This is a genomic window from Pseudomonas sp. DW-iso17 (genome assembly GCF_058725345.1).
Genome location: NZ_JBZXEA010000021.1, coordinates 390,028 through 407,761 on the forward strand (window position 1 = coordinate 390,028; position 17,734 = coordinate 407,761).

General features: G+C 59.7%; 17 protein-coding genes. 11 read left to right on the forward strand and 6 right to left on the reverse strand.

The features are described from left to right. The first annotated feature begins 10 nt into the window (after positions 1-10). Genes AC4PS6_RS16155 through AC4PS6_RS16165 form a run of 3 tightly spaced genes read left to right on the forward strand, consistent with a single transcriptional unit; the run spans position 11 to position 3,683 of the window. Positions 11-1,819 (forward strand): sensor histidine kinase, encoded by a 1,809-nt coding sequence (locus AC4PS6_RS16155; RefSeq protein WP_032901796.1) that lies wholly within the window; start codon positions 11-13, stop codon positions 1,817-1,819. Further along, a complete protein-coding gene (locus AC4PS6_RS16160) occupies positions 1,816-3,201 on the forward strand; it encodes a sigma-54-dependent transcriptional regulator (protein WP_020302411.1) in 1,386 nt (461 codons plus the stop codon). The genes AC4PS6_RS16155 and AC4PS6_RS16160 overlap by 4 nt, the downstream gene beginning before the upstream one ends. A 26-nt stretch (positions 3,202-3,227) precedes the next feature. After that, on the forward strand, positions 3,228-3,683 hold the full coding sequence (locus AC4PS6_RS16165; RefSeq protein WP_014716487.1) for a thioesterase domain-containing protein: 456 nt from the start codon (positions 3,228-3,230) through the stop codon (positions 3,681-3,683). A gap of 127 nt (positions 3,684-3,810) precedes the next feature. Here AC4PS6_RS16165 and cysQ read toward each other — a convergent pair whose 3' ends face one another. Further along, positions 3,811-4,647, reverse strand: a complete 837-nt coding sequence (cysQ, locus tag AC4PS6_RS16170) for a 3'(2'),5'-bisphosphate nucleotidase CysQ (RefSeq protein WP_014716486.1) — start codon at positions 4,645-4,647, stop codon at positions 3,811-3,813. Then, positions 4,644-5,210 (reverse strand): ADP compounds hydrolase NudE, encoded by a 567-nt coding sequence (gene nudE, locus AC4PS6_RS16175; RefSeq protein ID WP_014716485.1) that lies wholly within the window; start codon positions 5,208-5,210, stop codon positions 4,644-4,646. The genes cysQ and nudE overlap by 4 nt, the downstream gene beginning before the upstream one ends. An 87-nt stretch (positions 5,211-5,297) precedes the next feature. Between nudE and yrfG the strand changes: the two genes are divergently transcribed. Further along, entirely contained in the window at positions 5,298-5,960 is a 663-nt protein-coding gene (yrfG, locus tag AC4PS6_RS16180; RefSeq protein ID WP_014716484.1) for a GMP/IMP nucleotidase, read from the forward strand. 47 nt (positions 5,961-6,007) lie between these two features. Here yrfG and lysM read toward each other — a convergent pair whose 3' ends face one another. Next, positions 6,008-6,448 carry a peptidoglycan-binding protein LysM gene (gene lysM / locus AC4PS6_RS16185; protein ID WP_003187704.1) on the reverse strand — a complete coding sequence of 147 codons (441 nt, stop codon included), beginning with the start codon at positions 6,446-6,448 and terminating at the stop codon, positions 6,008-6,010. A gap of 242 nt (positions 6,449-6,690) precedes the next feature. Between lysM and fdhD the strand changes: the two genes are divergently transcribed. The 3 genes from fdhD (at position 6,691) to AC4PS6_RS16200 (ending at position 10,707) form a co-directional block, all read left to right on the forward strand. Next, a complete protein-coding gene (fdhD, locus tag AC4PS6_RS16190; protein ID WP_336826712.1) occupies positions 6,691-7,530 on the forward strand; it encodes a formate dehydrogenase accessory sulfurtransferase FdhD in 840 nt (279 codons plus the stop codon). Further along, on the forward strand, positions 7,527-9,875 hold the full coding sequence (locus AC4PS6_RS16195) for an FdhF/YdeP family oxidoreductase (RefSeq protein ID WP_492180878.1): 2,349 nt from the start codon (positions 7,527-7,529) through the stop codon (positions 9,873-9,875). Before fdhD ends, AC4PS6_RS16195 begins: the two co-directional genes overlap by 4 nt. 349 nt (positions 9,876-10,224) lie before the next feature. Further along, entirely contained in the window at positions 10,225-10,707 is a 483-nt protein-coding gene (locus AC4PS6_RS16200; protein WP_014716482.1) for a glycine zipper domain-containing protein, read from the forward strand. 147 nt (positions 10,708-10,854) lie between these two features. Here the strand turns inward: AC4PS6_RS16200 and AC4PS6_RS16205 are convergent, their stop codons facing one another. The 3 genes from AC4PS6_RS16205 to AC4PS6_RS16215 form a co-directional block, all read right to left on the reverse strand. After that, the gene (locus AC4PS6_RS16205) at positions 10,855-11,286 is read right to left on the reverse strand and encodes an acyl-CoA thioesterase (RefSeq protein ID WP_032901795.1); all 432 of its coding nucleotides are present in this window, start codon (positions 11,284-11,286) and stop codon (positions 10,855-10,857) included. 12 nt (positions 11,287-11,298) lie between these two features. After that, entirely contained in the window at positions 11,299-13,236 is a 1,938-nt protein-coding gene (locus tag AC4PS6_RS16210; RefSeq protein ID WP_032901794.1) for a RecQ family ATP-dependent DNA helicase, read from the reverse strand. Positions 13,237-13,461: 225 nt separating this feature from the next. Continuing rightward, on the reverse strand, positions 13,462-14,637 hold the full coding sequence (locus AC4PS6_RS16215) for a tetratricopeptide repeat protein (protein ID WP_020302416.1): 1,176 nt from the start codon (positions 14,635-14,637) through the stop codon (positions 13,462-13,464). A gap of 175 nt (positions 14,638-14,812) precedes the next feature. On the opposite strand from AC4PS6_RS16215, the gene AC4PS6_RS16220 reads away from it, so the two are divergent. The 4 genes from AC4PS6_RS16220 (at position 14,813) to AC4PS6_RS16235 (ending at position 17,718) form a co-directional block, all read left to right on the forward strand. Beyond that, entirely contained in the window at positions 14,813-14,983 is a 171-nt protein-coding gene (locus AC4PS6_RS16220; RefSeq protein WP_020302417.1) for a YhfG family protein, read from the forward strand. Then, complete coding sequence (locus tag AC4PS6_RS16225) at positions 14,983-15,582, forward strand: putative adenosine monophosphate-protein transferase Fic (protein ID WP_032901793.1); 600 nt, start codon at positions 14,983-14,985, stop codon at positions 15,580-15,582. The genes AC4PS6_RS16220 and AC4PS6_RS16225 overlap by 1 nt, the downstream gene beginning before the upstream one ends. A gap of 724 nt (positions 15,583-16,306) precedes the next feature. After that, positions 16,307-16,663 carry a DUF1493 family protein gene (locus AC4PS6_RS16230; RefSeq protein ID WP_103451979.1) on the forward strand — a complete coding sequence of 119 codons (357 nt, stop codon included), beginning with the start codon at positions 16,307-16,309 and terminating at the stop codon, positions 16,661-16,663. Between the two features lie 191 nt (positions 16,664-16,854). Continuing rightward, positions 16,855-17,718 carry an EamA family transporter gene (locus AC4PS6_RS16235; RefSeq protein ID WP_336826709.1) on the forward strand — a complete coding sequence of 288 codons (864 nt, stop codon included), beginning with the start codon at positions 16,855-16,857 and terminating at the stop codon, positions 17,716-17,718. Positions 17,719-17,734 lie beyond the last annotated feature (16 nt).

Sequence of the window (17,734 nt, forward strand, 5' to 3'; positions counted from 1 at the left end):
CGCGACTCCCATGACCCCACCCCTTGCGCGAAGACCCCGCTGGCGCAGCCTAGCCCTGCTGGCTCTGTGCCTGGCACCGCTGTTGTGGCCGCTGGAGCATTTGGCCGAGCGCTATTACCGCAGCGAACTGGCCGGGCAAAATCGCCAGACCCTCGACCTCTACGTCGCCAACTTGCTGGGCACCCTGCACCGCTACGAAATACTGCCGCAGATCCTCGGTGACTTACCGGCCCTGCGTACTGCATTGGACGCTCCCCATGTCAGCACCCACCTGGTCAGCGCCAACCAGTTGCTCAAGGATGTCGCCGCCCAGGCCGGGGTAGAGGTGATGTATCTGATGGACACCACCGGCAAGACCCTCGCCGCGTCCAACTGGGACAAACAAGACAGCTTTGTCGGGCGCAACTTTTCCTTCCGTCCGTATTTCAGCGAAGCCATGGCCGGGCGCCTCGGCCGGTTCTTCGGCCTGGGCACCACCTCGGCCAAGCGCGGCTACTTCTTCGCAGCAGCGGTACGTGACGGCGATACTATCATCGGGGTGCTGGTGGTGAAGGTCGACCTGGACCACACCGAAAGCCTGTGGGGCAATACCCCCGAACAACTGTTGGTCACCGACCACAACGGCGTGGTGATCCTCACTTCGCGCCCGCAATGGCGATTCCGCGCCACGCGGCCACTGACCGCCGAAGAACGCCAGGCCATCATTGCTATCCAGCCCTACCCCACCCGCGACCCGCAGCCACTGAGCCTCAGCAGCAGCGCTTGGCTGCGCCAATCCACAGCCATCGCAGAGACCGGCTGGAACGTGGAAATCCTCGCGCCGCGCTCGCTGATCAACCGCCCGGTGCGCACGGTCGTTGCCGTGGGCGGCGCCACGTTGTTGGTGCTGATGCTGTTGCTGGGGTTGCTGATGCAGCGCCGCCGGCACTACCTGGAACGCATCGCCTTCGAAGCCAAGGCCCGCCGCGAGTTGGAAATGCGCGTGGCCGAGCGTACCAGTGACCTGGAGGGCCTGAACCGGCGCCTGAAGCAGGAAGTGCTGGAGCGCGAACACGCCCAGCAAGAACTGGTGCGCGCTCAGGACGACTTGGTCCAGGCCGGTAAACTGTCGGCGCTGGGCACCATGTCGGCGAGTATCAGCCATGAACTGAATCAGCCACTGGCGGCGATTCGCAGCTATGCCGAAAACGCCGAAATCCTGCTCGACCATGAGCGCACCAACGATGCCCGTGGCAACCTCAAGCTGATCAGCGAATTGACCGGGCGCATGGCTTCGATTATCGCCCACCTACGCGCCTTCGCCCGTCGCGACCGGCATGCGCCGGAGAGCGTGGCTTTGCAACCGGCGCTGGACGACGCCCTGGCATTGCTGGCCAAGCGTCGGCGTTCGATGGAGGTGGAGTTGATCCGCGACCTGCCAGAGGCAACCCTGTGGGTGCAGGCTGGTGAAACCCGCCTGCGCCAGGTGCTGGGGAACCTGCTGGCCAATGCCTTGGACGCCCTCACCGAAAAAGGCCCGCCACGCAAACTCTGGCTGAGTGCCGAAACCACGCCCCATGGCGTCAACTTGTATATTCGCGACAACGGCCCGGGCTTTTGCATGGAAGCCCTGGGCCGCGCCAGCGAGCCGTTTTACACCACCAAGACGCGCACTCAGGGCCTGGGCCTGGGCCTGGCGATCTGCGACACGCTGATGCGCGCCTTTGGCGGCGAACTGTTGTTCGCCAACCACAAGGAAGGCGGCGCGCTGTTAACCTTGAAATTACGTGCCGGCTCGCCGGGCGTCAGTCTGCAACCGTCCGAGGACCGCAGTGTATGAGTATCGACAACTCGATTCAGGTGGTATTGATCGACGACGATCCACACCTGCGTCAGGCCCTGTGCCAGACCCTGGACCTGGCCGGCCTGAACGTCCTGCCCCTGGGAGAAGCCAACGGGCTCACCGCACGTCTGTCCCGAGACTGGCCGGGCGTGGTGGTCAGCGACATCCGCATGCCCGGCATGGACGGCCTGGAATTGTTGGCCGAACTGCACGGCCAGGACCCCGACCTGCCGGTGCTGCTGATCACCGGCCACGGCGACGTACCGCTGGCGGTGCAGGCCATGCGTGCTGGTGCCTATGACTTCCTGGAAAAGCCCTTCGCCAGCGACGCGCTGCTCGACAGCGTGCGCCGCGCCCTGGCCCTGCGCCGGCTGGTACTGGACAACCGCAGCCTGCGCCTGGCTCTCAGCGACCGCCAGCAACTCAGTACGCGCCTGGTAGGGCACTCGCCACAGATGTTGCGCCTGCGCGAGCAAATCGGTGCACTGGCCGCGACCAAGGCCGATGTGCTGATCCTCGGCGAAACCGGCGCTGGCAAGGAGGTCGTCGCCCGCGCCCTGCACGACCTCTCAAGCCGACGCAGCGGCCCGTTTGTGGCGATTAACGCCGGAGCACTGGCGGAATCGGTCGTGGAAAGCGAACTATTCGGCCATGAACCGGGCGCGTTTACCGGCGCGCAAAAGCGCCGTATCGGCAAGTTCGAGTTCGCTAATGGCGGCACGCTGTTCCTCGATGAAATCGAAAGCATGAGCCTGGATGTACAGGTCAAGTTGCTGCGCCTTTTACAGGAGCGCGTCGTGGAGCGCCTGGGTGGCAATCAGCTGATCCCGCTGGATATCCGCATTATCGCCGCCACCAAGGAAGACCTGCGCCAGGCCGCCGATCAGGGCCGTTTCCGTGCCGACTTGTATTACCGCCTCAATGTGGCGCCGCTGCGCATTCCCCCGCTACGGGAACGGGGTGAAGATGCGCTGATGCTGTTCCAGCACTTCGCCGACGAGGCCAGCAGCCGCCACGGCCTGCCCTTGCACGAACTGCAACCGGGCCAGCGCGCGCTGTTGCTGCGCCACAGCTGGCCGGGCAATGTGCGGGAACTGCAAAACGCCGCGGAGCGTTTCGCCCTCGGCCTGGAGTTGGCCCTGGATAACGCCCAGGACCATCCCGCCGCCGGCGTGCTGACCTCCACGCCCGGAGGCCTGAGCGAGCAAGTCGAACAGTTCGAAAAAAGCCTGATCGCCGCCGAACTGACCCGCCCCCACAGCTCCGTGCGCAGCCTCGCCGAAGCCCTGGGCGTGCCGCGCAAAACCTTGCACGACAAACTGCGCAAACACGGCCTGAACTTCGCCGACAGTGCCAGCCAGAGCGCCGATGACGAATGACATCGTCCACCTACGAAGAGGCCGCCATGAGCCGCGATAGCCGTTACCTGGAATCCATCCTTCACCATGACATCCCACTCACCCGGGAAATGGGCCTCAGGGTGCTCGACTGGCAACAGGACCAGCTGCAACTGCACCTGCCCTTGCAAGCCAATATCAACCACAAGAGCACCATGTTTGGCGGCAGCCTCTACTGCGGCGCCGTGCTGGCGGGTTGGGGTTGGCTGCACCTGAAGCTGCGTGAAGCCGGGATTGAAGACGGGCACATCGTGATTCAGGAAGGGCAGATCAGCTACCCGCTGCCGGTGACCCAGGACGCGACAGCCATTTGCGCGGCGCCGGATGAAAAGATTTGGAAGCGCTTTATGGCGACCTATCAGCGCTATGGGCGGGCGCGGTTGGCGCTGCAGACGTGGATTGTGAATGAAGGCAGTGCAGCGCGTGCCGTAGTCTTTACCGGCCAGTACGTCCTGCACCGCTAGCAGCCATTACATAAAACAAATGTGGGAGCTGGCTTGCCTGCGATAGCGGTGGATCAGTCAATACCTGTACGACTGACACTCCGCCATCGCGGGCAAGCCCGCTCCCACATTTTGCTCTGCAGTGATCTTAAGATCTGGCCAGGGTCAGCAGCCGATCACGCCAGGCGGCCTTGGCTGGCAATGCCAGAAAGAACGGGTTCAGCAACGACTCCCGCGCCGGGTAGCTGAACGGCTTGCCATCCAACTCCAGCACTTCGCCCCCCGCCCCTTCCAATACACCCTGGGCCGCTGCGGTATCCCACTGCGAGGTCGGCGCCAGGCGCGGATAACAATCGGCACTGCCCTCGGCTAATAAGCAAAACTTCAACGAGCTGCCGATATTCGCCAGTTTCAACTCGCCCAAGCCCTCGCTCAAACCATCCAACAGACGCTCCTGCTCAGGGCTGGTATGACGACGGCTGGCCACCACGGTAAAGGCTTCGCCCGCAGCCCTGGCCTGGCGCACTTGAATCTGCTTGGGCGCGGCATTGACGTCCGAACGCCAAGCCCCCAGGCCCGCGCCGCCGAAGTAGCAACGGCCAGTGGTCGGTATCGACACCACGCCGAACACCACGCGGCCCTGTTCGATCAATGCAATATTGACGGTGAACTCTTCACTGCCAGAAATGAATTCCTTGGTGCCATCCAGAGGGTCCACCAACCACCAACGCTGCCAGCCGGCACGCACGCTCTGATCGATATCGGCGTCCTCTTCAGACAGCACTGGAATGCTTGGGTCCAGCGCGGTGAGGCCAGCGAGAATCAGATGGTGGGCAGCCAGGTCAGCAGCCGTCACGGGAGAATCATCCGCCTTGGACGTCACGGCTACCTCGGCACGCCAGTACGGCAGGATGGCTTCACCCGCCTGCCGAGCCAGTTCAATGACCGGGGCGATAAACGGGTGGCCTAAAAACAGTTCGCTCATGCGGTGAACGCTCCACGCTGGGTCAACAGGTCTCTCACCAGATACAGCGCCGCCAGGGCGCGACCTTCGCTGAATTGCTCGTTTTGCGCCAACGCCGACAGCTCACGCAGGTTAACCCGGTCTACCCGCATCGGTTCGGGCTCATCACCTTCAAGGCGCTCTTCGTAGAGATCGGTAGCCAACACCACCTGGATCTTCTGGCTCATATAGCCGGGCGACAATGACAGCTCGGTGATGTGCTCCAACTGCCGTGCACCGTAGCCGGCCTCTTCCTTGAGTTCGCGGTCTGCCGCTGCAAGCACGTCTTCGCCGGGCTCGATCAGGCCTTTGGGCAACGACAATTCATATTCGTCAGTGCCGCCGCAGTATTCTTCCACCAGCACTGCATGATCTTCATCGATCATCGCCACAATCATCACGGCGCCATAGCCCGTGCCACGCCCGACAAGACGCTCGTAGGTGCGCTCAACGCCATTGGAAAAGCGCAATTGCACTTCCTCCACGCGGAACAAACGGCTACTGGCGACTATTTCGCGGGCGAGGACAGTGGGTTTCTGGCGCATAAACGGCTCCTTGGCGTGATCGGGTTACTATACCGTGGCTTTTCCGATTGTCTGTGTCGGATATCTTTACTTACGTGAGACCCCACCATGCCCTCTTTGCCCTGGCACGCCATCGACACCGTTCTGCTGGACATGGACGGCACCCTGCTCGACCTGCATTACGACAACCACTTCTGGATGGAGCACCTGCCCCAGCGCTACGCCGAACTGCACGGTGTGAGCCAGGCCATGGCCGAGATGGAGCTGCAACCGCTGTTTGAGCGTAACGCCGGACAGTTGCAATGGTATTGCCTGGATTTCTGGAGCGCCGAGCTCAAGATCCCGGTGCGCGAACTCAAGCTGGAAACCGCCCACCTGATCGCCCTGCGTCCGGATGCCGATACGTTCCTGGCGGCCATCAAACAGGCCGGCAAGCGCGTGATCATGATCACCAACGCTCATCGTGATTCGCTGTCATTGAAGTTGGAACGCATTGAACTGGCGCCGTATTTCGAGCGTTTGATCAGCTCTCACGACTACGGTTTTCCCAAGGAAAACCCGCAATTCTGGCAAGCCTTGCAAGCGGATATCCACTTTGACCCGGCCCGTAGCCTGTTTATAGATGACACTTTGCCGATCTTGCGCAGCGCCCGGGATTTCGGGGTCGGTCATTTGCTGGCAGTGAAAGAGCCTGATAGCAAGAAAGGACCAAAGGACACCGCAGAATTTTTAGCAGTGGGGGATTATCGAGATCTCATTGCCGGACTTTGATCAAGTGTGGGAGGGAGCACGCCCCTTCCCACATTTTGCCCTGCGTATTACTCAGGGATGCGCAGTGTCTGGCCGGGGTAGATCTTGTCCGGGTGCGACAGCAGCGGCTTGTTAGCCTCGAAAATCTTGTTGTACTGGTTGGCATTACCGTACACCGCCAGGGAAATCGCGCTGAGGGTATCGCCCTTTTTCACTACAACGAAGCGAGCAGCGGTAACCGCAGGGCCAGTAACAGTGATCTGGTCATCCACACTTGCCACGCCGGCAATGTTACCCAGCGCCAACAGAATCTTCTCTTTCTCTTCCTGCGTGGCCACTTCACCGGTCACCGTGACCTTGTCGCCATCCACCGTGGTCTGCACGTTTGGATTACCCAGGCCCACCTTGCTCACATGCTCCTTCAACTGCTCACTCGCGTTCGCATTACCCGGCGTCAACAGGTCGACAATCTTTTCGCCGGCTTCTTTGATAAAGCTAAAAATACTCATGGTGCGCTCTCCTTGGGATTTAATTTCCAGATGCCCAAGACTAGACCAGTCCTGCCGACTTGGGTTCCAGACTGGCTAAAGACTCAAAAGTATCCAACTCACCCCTGCCTGGAATAAGCCCGACGCAAACGCCGGTGAACCTTGATCGACGCCCTCTATCAATAGATCAATACTGGCGATTAGACGTGACCCTTTGTCGCGCCTAGTCTAAACACTGATCAATCCGCCGGTGGTACTGCCCCATGAACGCCAAGCGCCCTCACTGCGCGGCGCCCGCTCTCGAATCGACCGCGCCCGTCGCTAGCCAGAGCTATCACTATTGCAATCTTGAACACACGGAAGTCGCCAGCACTGCGCTGGCCGAAGAAGTGGCGTTGGCGATTGCCTACAACGATATCAGCCAGGCGGTGATGCTGGTGACGCCTACGGACCTGGAAGACTTCATTGTAGGTTTCAGCCTCGGCAGCGGCATTATCACCGACGTTAACGACATTTATGACCTGAAAATCAGCGGTTCAGGCGCAGCCCAGCACGCTCAGGTACAGGTTTCCAGCCGTGCGTTCTGGAACCTCAAGCAGCAACGCCGCCAATTGGCAGGCACCAGCGGCTGCGGTCTATGTGGCGTTGAAGCGGTAGAACAAGCATTGCCCGACCTTCAGGTACTGCCCGGCGCACCCTTGCCGCCCGCGCAGTGGCTAGATGGCCTGCGCCAGCGTATCAGCGCATTCCAACCCCTGGGCCAGCACAGCGGCGCCGTGCATGCGGCGATTTTTATGGACAGCCAGGGTGAATTGCTGATGGGTCGCGAAGACATCGGCCGGCATAACGCCCTGGATAAGTTGATTGGTGCGTTGATCCGCCAAAAGATTCCGACCGACGGCGGCCTCGCGATTGTTACCAGCCGCTGCAGCCTCGAATTGATTCAGAAAGTCTTGCGCGCGGGCATCCAGACCCTGGTCAGCCTGTCGTCGCCTACCGGCCTGGCCTTGCAATGGGCGCGCCGGCACAACCTCAACCTCATCCACCTGCCGCAAAAAAGCGCGCCACGGGTCTATAGCCCTGCGATGGAGCACCAGCCATGAGCCTTCACCACCAAGCCGACCAGACCCCAACCCCACGCTACAAGCCCTATAAAGGCCCAGCCGGTGGCTGGGGCGCTCTGATCAGTGTGGCGCAAGCCTGGCTAACCAGTGACAACGCCCTGAAAAACCTGCGCATGATGCTCAAGACCAATCAGAACGGCGGCTTCGACTGCCCGGGCTGCGCCTGGGGCGACTCGCCGGAAAGCGGCATGGTCAAGTTCTGCGAAAACGGCGCCAAGGCGGTCAACTGGGAAGCCACCAAGCGCCGCGTCGATGCGGCCTTCTTCGCCAAGCACAGCGTCACAGCGTTGCTGGAGCAAAGCGACTATTGGCTGGAATACCAGGGCCGCCTGACCGAGCCGATGCGCTATGACGCCGAGACCGATCGCTACACGCCCATCAGTTGGGAAGCCGCCTTCGACTTGGTCGGCAAGCACCTCAACGCACTGCCCAGCCCGAACATGGCCGAGTTCTACACCTCGGGCCGCGCCAGCAACGAAGCCGCCTACCTGTACCAGTTGTTCGTACGCGCCTTTGGCACCAACAACTTCCCGGACTGCTCGAACATGTGCCACGAAGCCAGCGGCGTAGCCCTGGCGCAGAGTGTCGGCGTGGGCAAAGGCACTGTGACCTTTGATGACTTCGAACATGCCGATGCCATTTTCGTCTGGGGCCAGAACCCTGGCACCAACCACCCACGCATGCTCGAGCCGCTACGCGAAGCGGTGAAACGCGGCGCTCAGGTGGTGTGTATCAACCCGCTGAAAGAGCGCGGCCTGGAGCGCTTCCAGCACCCGCAACATCCGCTGGAAATGCTCACCAACGGCGACAAGCCGACCAACACCGCCTACTTCCGCCCGGCGCTGGGTGGCGATATGGCTATCTTGCGTGGCATGGCCAAGTTCCTGCTGCTGTGGGAACGCCAAGCCCTGGCCGAAGGCAAGGAAGCGGTGTTCGACCACGACTTCCTCAACGAGCACACTGCCAACGTTCTGGAATACCTGGGTCAGATCGACGACACCTCGTGGGAGGAGATCGTCGAGCAGTCCGGCCTGACCCTGGTGGAGATCGAGCAAGCGGCACGCATGTACGCCAAAGGCAAGAATGTAATCATGTGCTGGGCGATGGGGATTACCCAGCACCGCCACTCGGTGCCGACTATCCAGGAAATCGCCAACCTGATGCTGCTGCGCGGCAATATCGGCCGCCCAGGTGCCGGGCTGTGCCCGGTGCGTGGCCACAGTAACGTACAGGGCGACCGCACCATGGGCATCAACGAACGCCCACCGGTGGCGTTTCTGGACGCGCTGGAGCGTCGTTTCCAGTTCCAGGTGCCGCGCGACAATGGCCATAACGTGGTGGAAGCAATTCACGCCATGCTTGAAGGCCGCTCCAAAGTCTTTATCGGCCTGGGCGGCAACTTTGCCCAAGCCACGCCAGACAGCACGCGCACCTTTGAAGCGCTGCGAAATTGCGACCTGACCGTGCAGATCAGCACCAAGCTCAACCGCAGCCACCTGATGCACGGTAAAGATGCGTTGATCTTGCCGTGCCTGGGCCGCACCGACATAGACATCCAGGCCGACGGCCCGCAAGTGGTGACGGTGGAAGACTCGTTCAGCATGGTCCACGGCTCCAACGGCCAACTGCAACCGCTGTCGAAACTGATGAAGTCCGAGCCGGCGATCCTGGCGGGCATTGCTGCCGCCACCCTGGGCAGCAAGCCCGTGGATTGGAACTGGCTAGTGGCCGACTACGGGCGCATCCGCGACCTGATCGCCGACACCATCCCAGGCTTCAAGGACTTCAACGAAAAGATCAAACATCCAGGCGGCTTCTATCTGGGCAACTCCGCCGGCGCACGCCGCTGGAACACCCCCTCAGGTCGCGCCAACTTCCGCCCCAACATCTTGCCCAAAGACCTGATCCATGAGCGCACCCACGCCACGGGCCGAGTGCCGGACCTGATCATGCAGTCAATGCGCTCCCATGATCAGTACAACACCACCATCTACGGCCTGGACGACCGTTATCGCGGGGTCAAAGGCCAACGTGACGTGCTGTTCGTCAACGAAGCCGACATCATCCGCCTGGGCTTCAAGCCGGGGCAGAAGGCAGACATCGTGTCGCTGTGGGAAGACGGTCGTGAGCGCCGCGTGAAGGGCTTTACGTTGCTGGCATTTGATATTCCGGCGGGGCAGGCGGCGGCTTACTACCCCGAAGTGAACCCGTTGGTGCCGTTGGAAAGCACTGGCGACGGTAGCCATACGCCAACGTCCAAGTTTGTTGCGATTCGCTTGGAAGCGGCGAGTGACAGTGGGTTGATCATGGCGCGCTCGGCCTGACTCGATCCGAGATATGTGTTGCTTGAACTAACGCTTTCGCGGGCAAGCCCGCTCCCACACTGGGATGGGTTCACCATTGAGACTGTGTGGACCGATCTGATGTGGGAGCGGGCTTGCCCGCGAAGAGGCCAGCACAAGCACCACACATTCGGCAGGCACAAAAAAAGGCCGCTTTTGCATAAAAGCGGCCGTTCCGAAGTAGCTAAAGACCCGTAAAAACGACTTAAGTTCCCCATACAAAACAGTAACTTAGCAAATTGTATACAACCTCTGCCGCCGGTCGGATTTCGATTGTCAGCGCCTCGATACAACCTCAGGATCGCGCCGTCATCCCTTGAGGTTTCCCTGAATGAAGTTCTCCTCGATTCTCTTGTTGTCCCTTGGCCTGGTCAGTGGCGCAGCCATGGCAGGCGGCACCACCGAAGCCGGTGTAGGCGGCGCATTGGGTGGGGTTCTAGGTTCCGTTGTCGGCCAGCAGCTGGGCGGCAACACCGGTTCGACCATCGGCGCGGCCCTCGGCGGCGCAGGCGGTAGTGCAGTCGGCGCCGACAAACGCAGCCGTGGCGAAGCCGCCATTGGTGGCGCATTGGGCGCAGCCGGCGGTAACGTCGTGGGCCGCAGCGTCGGCGGCAGCACCGGCGCACTGATCGGCTCCGCGGCCGGCGGTGGCGCGGGCGGCGCGCTAGGCAACTACATGGGTAACGAAAGTGATCGCGACAACCGCCATTACCGCGATCGCGACCGTGACGATCGTCGCTACTACCGCGATGGCCACCCAGGTCGCGGCCATGCCTATGGGCATCGCAAGAACAAGCATCGTTATCGCGACTGATAAACCCGCGCTCTGACGAACACATCCGATGTGGGAGCCGGGCTTGCCCGCGATAGCAGTGAATCAGGTTTTAGACGTACTGCCTGATACTGCGCCATCGCGGGCAAGCCCGGCTCCTACATTTGGGATGCTTTGCTTATAGGTGCGTCAAACCAGCAGCCGCTGCATCGCTTCGCGCAACATTCCCGGAATCGGCACTGGCTGGTTCGAGGCTCGGTCCACAAACACATGGACAAAGCGCCCCGCCGCACACGCCTCCTGCTCGCCCGCCTTGAATACTGCCAGCTCATACTGCACCGAACTATTGCCCAGCTTGCCTACCCGCAGGCCGATTTCAATGCGCTCGGGAAAAACGATCGAGGCGAAGTAATCGCAGGCCGAACTCACCACAAACCCCACCACCTCACCGTCATGAATATCCAGCCCGCCCTGTTCGATCAGGTAGGTATTAACGGCTGTGTCGAAGAAGCTGTAGTAGGTGACGTTATTCACATGGCCGTAGGCATCGTTGTCGTGCCAACGCGTGGTGATCGGTTGGAAGTGGCGGTAGTCGTCGCGCACAGGCGTTGAGTCAGGCATCGGCAAGTCTCATCAAAGTTGATCCAATTGAGCATGGGCCCAGTCGCGCACCTCGGCGTAGGGGTAGTCTTCCAGCGCAGCAAAACCGGGAATGCCCCGCGCCTTCAACTTGGTAAACAACGGTACGCTGATACCGCCAAGGAAACGCGTCAAACGCTCCGCATTCGGCAAGTGCCCCGTGTGCTCATGATGCCTGTGGATAAAATCACCGCACAGCCCCATGAAGTTTTTATCCACAAGCGGCGGCAGGCTCGGCGGCGCCGGCAGATGGGCGACCTGGCCGTGGCATACCGAACAATGCCCGCAACGCTGGGGTGCATTATCATCACCAAAGTAGTGCGCCAGACGCTGCCCCAGGCAGTGGTCGGTGGCGAACAGGTCGAGCATGGCGTGAATCCGCGCGACCTCCGTCACCTCATGCTGCTTGAAGCCTGTGTATAACTCGGCGCTTAACGCGTGCGGGTCGAAATGGGTGTCGAGCAAACTGTAGACCTCAGTCATCTGCTTGCTTTCGAGCTCGATCAGGCCCTGCTCCTGAAAATAATCCAGTGCCTTCACCACCCGGCTACGCTCGGCATTGTGCTGTTGATAAAGCGCATCGAAATCGACCGTCGCCCAGGTTTTAGCGCGCTTGCACACCTGGATGATCGCCGCGACAAACTGCTGCCGCTCGCCGGAAAAACGCGCCAGCAAGGCTTCGGGTTCGATCAGGTATTTGAAACGGTATTCCGCATAAAACGCATAGCGCGGCGCGATCATGCCCTTGAGCTCCAACTGCACCAAGAGCGTCTTGAGCGGCAGCTCGCGAATATTGCTGTGGTCCGACAGCGACCTGAGCAGGAACTCCCACTGCCCTTCACTACGCGCGGACTGCAACTCCTCCAATACGCGAAAAATGCCGTCCTGCTCCGGCGTATCACCGTACACGAAGTTTTCCAGCACATTGAGGCTGTCGCGGTTGGCCAACACCAGGCAATCCGACGGCTGCCCGTCACGCCCTGCGCGGCCGATTTCCTGGCTGTAGTTCTCGATGGACTTGGGCAGGTCGAAGTGCACGACATTGCGGATGTCACTCTTGTCGATGCCCATGCCAAACGCGATAGTTGCGACAATGCAATTGGAACGCCCGCCCATGAAACGCTGCTGGATACCTTCGCGTTTTTCATGGGGCAGCCCCGCGTGATAAGCCTCGGCCTGAATACCGTGGCGGTTCAGATGCTCGGCAATCTGCTCGGCGGTTTTCTGCAAGGTGACGTAGACGATACTCGGCTGGTTGGCCCGCGCTTTCATCCACTCCACCAGCCTGCGGCGCTTGTCATGGCCGCTGACCGGTTCCACCAGCAGGTTGAGGTTGGGCCGATAGAAGCCCGTGGTCACTACATCTTCGGCAGCAATGGCGAACTTGGCCTGCATGTCAGCAATCACCTTGGGCGTGGCCGTGGCCGTCAGCAACAGCGCCTGAGGGATGTTGAACTGGCGCTGGTAGTCCGGCAGCTTCAAATAATCCGGACGGAAGTTGTGGCCCCATTCGGAGATACAGTGCGCCTCGTCTACCACCAGCAACGAGATCTGCACGCTGTTCAGGAAATTACGGAAACGCTCGTTCTTCAAACGCTCCACGGAAATCATCAGAATCTTGAGCTCGCCCGATCGCGCACGGGCCATTACATCATTGGCCTCATCACGGCTCTGGGCCGAGTCGATACTGCCCGCCGAAATGCCATGGCGCTGCAGGAAACCCAATTGGTCCTGCATCAACGCCAGCAACGGCGACACCACCAGCGTCAGGTGCGGCAGCAACACGGCCGACAACTGGTAACACAAGGATTTGCCCGAGCCCGTAGGGAAAATGGCGGCGGCAGATCGCCCAGCCAGCACGGCGCTGACCGTCTCTTCCTGGCCCAAGCGAAAGTGTGGGTAACCAAAGACCTGCTGGAGGGTGTCGTGCATAAGGCTGTCACTCCATTGACCGCTGAGTTGGCTCAAAAACATAGCCCGGGATTCTCAGCGAATCGAGAAAGGTCGCATGGAAAAAAGAGACAGGATGATACACAGGGGGAGGGATGGCTCAGGGCCGAAGTGGGAGTTTTCTGAGAAAGTAACAGGAAGCAGCAGATTAAAAATGTGGGAGCTGGCAAGCCCTCCCCCACATTTCACAACCGAGCTACTGCTGAATCAGCGGTTCTGCACCCGCTCGATCGCCGTGTCATACACCGGGTTGGCCTTTTGCTCCTTGGCCAACTGGTAATGACGCAACGCATCCGGGAACTGCCCAGCCGCTTCGTAGATGCGTGCAATGTTGTAGTAGGCACCGGCACGCACGGTCGCGGCATTGGTACCGGTCGCCAGGGCGATAGCCTTGCGGTTGGCCCAGATCGACTCCGCAGTATTGCCGGCTTTCTGATACGCCAGGCCAAGGTTGCCGTAAGCCTTGCCGAAGCTGTTATCCAGCTCGATGGCTTGACGGAAGAAGTCGATGGCCTGGTCCAGGTTACCGGCCTGGTAGGCCGCTTCGCCCTTGAGGTTCAGCTTCTTCGCATCGGCCTGTACCGACGAGCTCACTGTCACGGCGGTGACGGCCACGCTGTCGTCCAGCAAAGGCTTGACCTCGTTGAGTACATCTTCGGCGCCAACTCTCACGCCGGTGAAGGTGTTGATGTCCTGGAAGTCGCCACTGCCTGTCATGCGGAACACGGTCCACAGGTTGCCCGTGCGGTTCTGCGGCACATAGTAAGTGCGCACCAGGGATTGCCCCATGTACACGAACACCTTGGCCTCACTGTTGGACAACTCGCTGGAGGTGGGAGAGCCGCTGTTGGAATAGTCATGCACGGCGTAGACGTAGCTTTCGCCGTAATGCTTTTTCTGCAGGGTGATGGTTTCCGGGCCATAGCTGTCGGTGTCATCCACGTCCAGTTCGGCGTCGGTGCCCTTTTTATTGTTGAAGAAGATGTTATTGCCGGGGAAGATCATATGGGAGTCGAGGTCACGTGGAGCCTTGCCCCAGGTCAACACCACACGCAGGCCGTCGAGATTTTCCATCACCGGGCTGACGGCATAGGTCATGCCTTTGCACGGGCACTTCACCACCAGGTTGGAATAGCCAGGCTTCTTGATGATCAGCAGGTTGCTGGCATCATCAGCCGCCTCGCTGGTCAGCGTTACCTGGCCTTGTGCGTTGGTACGGCCCACCACGTTCTGCGCGCCATTACGTTGCAGCAACACTTCGGCATCGGCGATTTTCTGGTCCTTGACCACCGCGCTGAGCACCTCAATTGGCAATTGCTCGGCTTGGACGGAAAACGCCACCGCACACAAAGACATCGCCGAGGCGACACGAAGCAAACCCATGCTTAACTCCCTTTAAGTAGTGGGCGGAATCGCCCTACAAGATTTTGCGGTGAAACATACGCTGAATTGAGCTCGCTGGCAGATTTTTTATACAAGTTGTGACGGGCGTTTTATCCCGCCTACCGAGCTACGCATTGCGCTACAATCAAGCCTTGCTTTCCAAGAGGACGCAGCGATGAGCGAACTGACGTTTGAGCAAAAACAGGATCACTATCACAAGATCCGGCGTTCCAATTACTTGGCCAGCCTGCGCCTGGAAGGGTTCGATACCCAACCGACCGACGTCGAAAAACCCCTGCCGACACGCGAAGCCGTCCTTGCCAAGTACCGCAACACCTCTAGCTGATGCTCGACAAATACGGGGTGGGCCAGGACCCATACTGCTACCCCGGTAGCAGTACTCTGCGCAACCGCCTCGATTTGCTCGATGAAGAACGCCTGCACCAGGCCGAGCGGGAATTATCCGAAATCGCCGTAGCCAACCTTCCACTCTTTCCGCCGCCCTACGACCTTGATCGCCTGCAACACATTCACCGCATCCTGTTCGGTGACATTTATGACTGGGCCGGCGAACTGCGCAGCGTCAACATCCAGAAAGGCGACACGCTGTTTTGCACCCCGGAGCGTATTCCACCGGAAGCGGCAAAAATTGTCCGGCATATGCAAGACGCCAATTGGTATGTCGGTGCGACTCAGGCTGACCTTGTGCGTCAAATCGCTGAAGCTTATGGCGACCTGAACGTCATTCATCCCTTCCGCGAGGGAAATGGACGGGCGCAGCGGATCCTGTTTGAGCAGATCATCGTAAACGCGGGGTTTTCGGTGAATTGGTGGTTGGTGAAACACGCGGCGTGGATACCGGCAAATATTGATGCGGTGGCGTGTGACTATCGGGGATTGGAAGCGATTTTTGAGCGGTGTATCGGTAGGCCTCTCAGTGCCTGATCGAACTTCGAACGCCTAAACCATCTGTTTGGCTCGAAAAAAAACTCACTTTTAAGGTTCGGCTCGTCGCTGCCAATTCAGCGACCGAACAGCCACCCCGCAGCTAAACCTGTAGGAGCAAGCTCGCTCCTACAAAAAGCCTTAGGGCAAACCCGGCGCCCACATTTGCTCGGTTCAGCCAGCAAAATCGGTATCACGTCATAAATGCAGGAAGGCATTGTAAGAAACCAAAAAACGGCGCGTCGTCCGTTTCCCAAACTGCCTCAAACAGTGTCTTGCCCCTCTACAGAAAAGCCCTTTGCCTGGACGACACTAGCCCCCTCTCCCAACGCGCTCGGCATAATTTTGTGACCATCGAAAGGACTCAACACATCAGCCACTATGGCATCACCTTCACGATGATTCGCCTTGGTACTGGCAAACCGGGATTGCCAGCGTGGCTGGTGCGATGAACGAGTACATTCAGTGGATCAATTTGCTGCTCTTCTTAATACTGGCCGCTGTAATTGATAGAACAATAAGGTTGCCCCTACTCAGAAAATGGCTCGGGCTCTGCCTATTGATAACCGGTCCAATACTTCTGTTGTATGCCACGTCTTGGATCATAGGGGCACAGCTTGAAAGTCTGCCGATAGTCGCCTTTGTGACAGGCATCGGGTTGCTGAGCACCCCGAATATCTATTGCAGGGTAAACAACACTCACCCTTTGATGATTGGTCCCACCATGAACCTGTCTCCCAACTTCCCCGAAGGTCCCGTCATGCAGCAGCTCCTGCAATTGCTGCATGAAGAAATCGGCTTGCCAAAACACAAGACCATCGGCCTGCACACCTCACTGAACTTCGACCTCGGGTGCGATGGCGCTGAGGCCAAGCAATTCATGGAGGCGCTTGAACAGGATTTCGGGGTCGACCTGGGCGACTACGACGCTTATCGTTACTTCCAGCCGCCGGTGTTCGACGTGTTCCTGAAGCGTCGCGCCAAGGGCCGTGGTGACAAGATCCCGCTGACCATCGGCATGCTCTACCTGGCGATCAAGACCCACCGCTGGGACACGCAGATGCTGGAAAACCTGAGCTGATTCCAATGAAGGTTTTTTTGTAGGAGCGAGCTTGCTCGCGAAAAACTCACAGGCGCCGCGTTCATTCAGCAAGCACGCGTTATCGTTGACGTTTTTCGCGAGCAAGCTCGCTCCTACAGTATTAGGGCAAGCCCGCTCCCACAGTGGATCTGCGCTCATCTGACGAGCCGTATAAATAACAAGGACCTTACATGGACGTGACAATGGGCCTGCTGGCCGCTCTGCTCTGGGGTGGCACGGACTTTCTGGTGGGCCTCAACGCCCGAGCCGTTGGCGTAAAACGCGCGGTGTATTTCGGCCAAGCCCTCGGTTTTTTGATCATGACCCTCCTGCTGGTCATTTTCCCGGCCTTCCTTTTCAAATCCCTTGATGCGCCGTTAAGCGTTTGGCTCCTGGGCGTCGCCGCCGCTCTGCTGACGGTGTCCGGCGCCCTTGCGCTGTCCAAAGCCTTTGCCTTGGGCAAAGCGGCCATCGTCGCGCCATTGGTGACGTCCTATGGGGTCGTGACCACCTTGCTGTCCTGGGCCAGCGGTGAACACATCAGCCTGATACAACTGGGCTGCATCGCCCTGTGCGTGATCGGCGTTGTGCTGTCCAGCGTTCACAAGGACAACGGTACGCCTCACAACAACCCGCGCCTGTCCATTGCCTACGCCATGTTCGCCGCAACCTTGTACGGCACCAGTTTCTGGCTGCAAGGCCGCTACACACTGCCAGCGCTGGGGCCAATCACCATGTTGTGGCTGGGTTACCTGGTAGGCCTGTGCGTGCTGGTGGTGATGGTGCTGAAAATCAGGGATGGCCTGAAGATCCCGCCGCTGAAAAACTGCGCGACGTTGACCGGGGCGAGCTTGATGAACCTCGGCGGTTTCTCGGCGTTTTCGTGGGGCGCAATGGCCGGCTCGGTGTCGGTGGTGACGGTGATCAGTACGCTCTCTGGAGGGATCGCGGCGATCCTGGGGTTTGTATTTTTCAAGGAGCGGTTGTCAGCGGTGCAGGTGGCAGGTGTCGTCCTGGTGCTGGTCGGTGCAGTGGTACTGCATATCGCCGGCTAACGTCGCGCACAAAAAA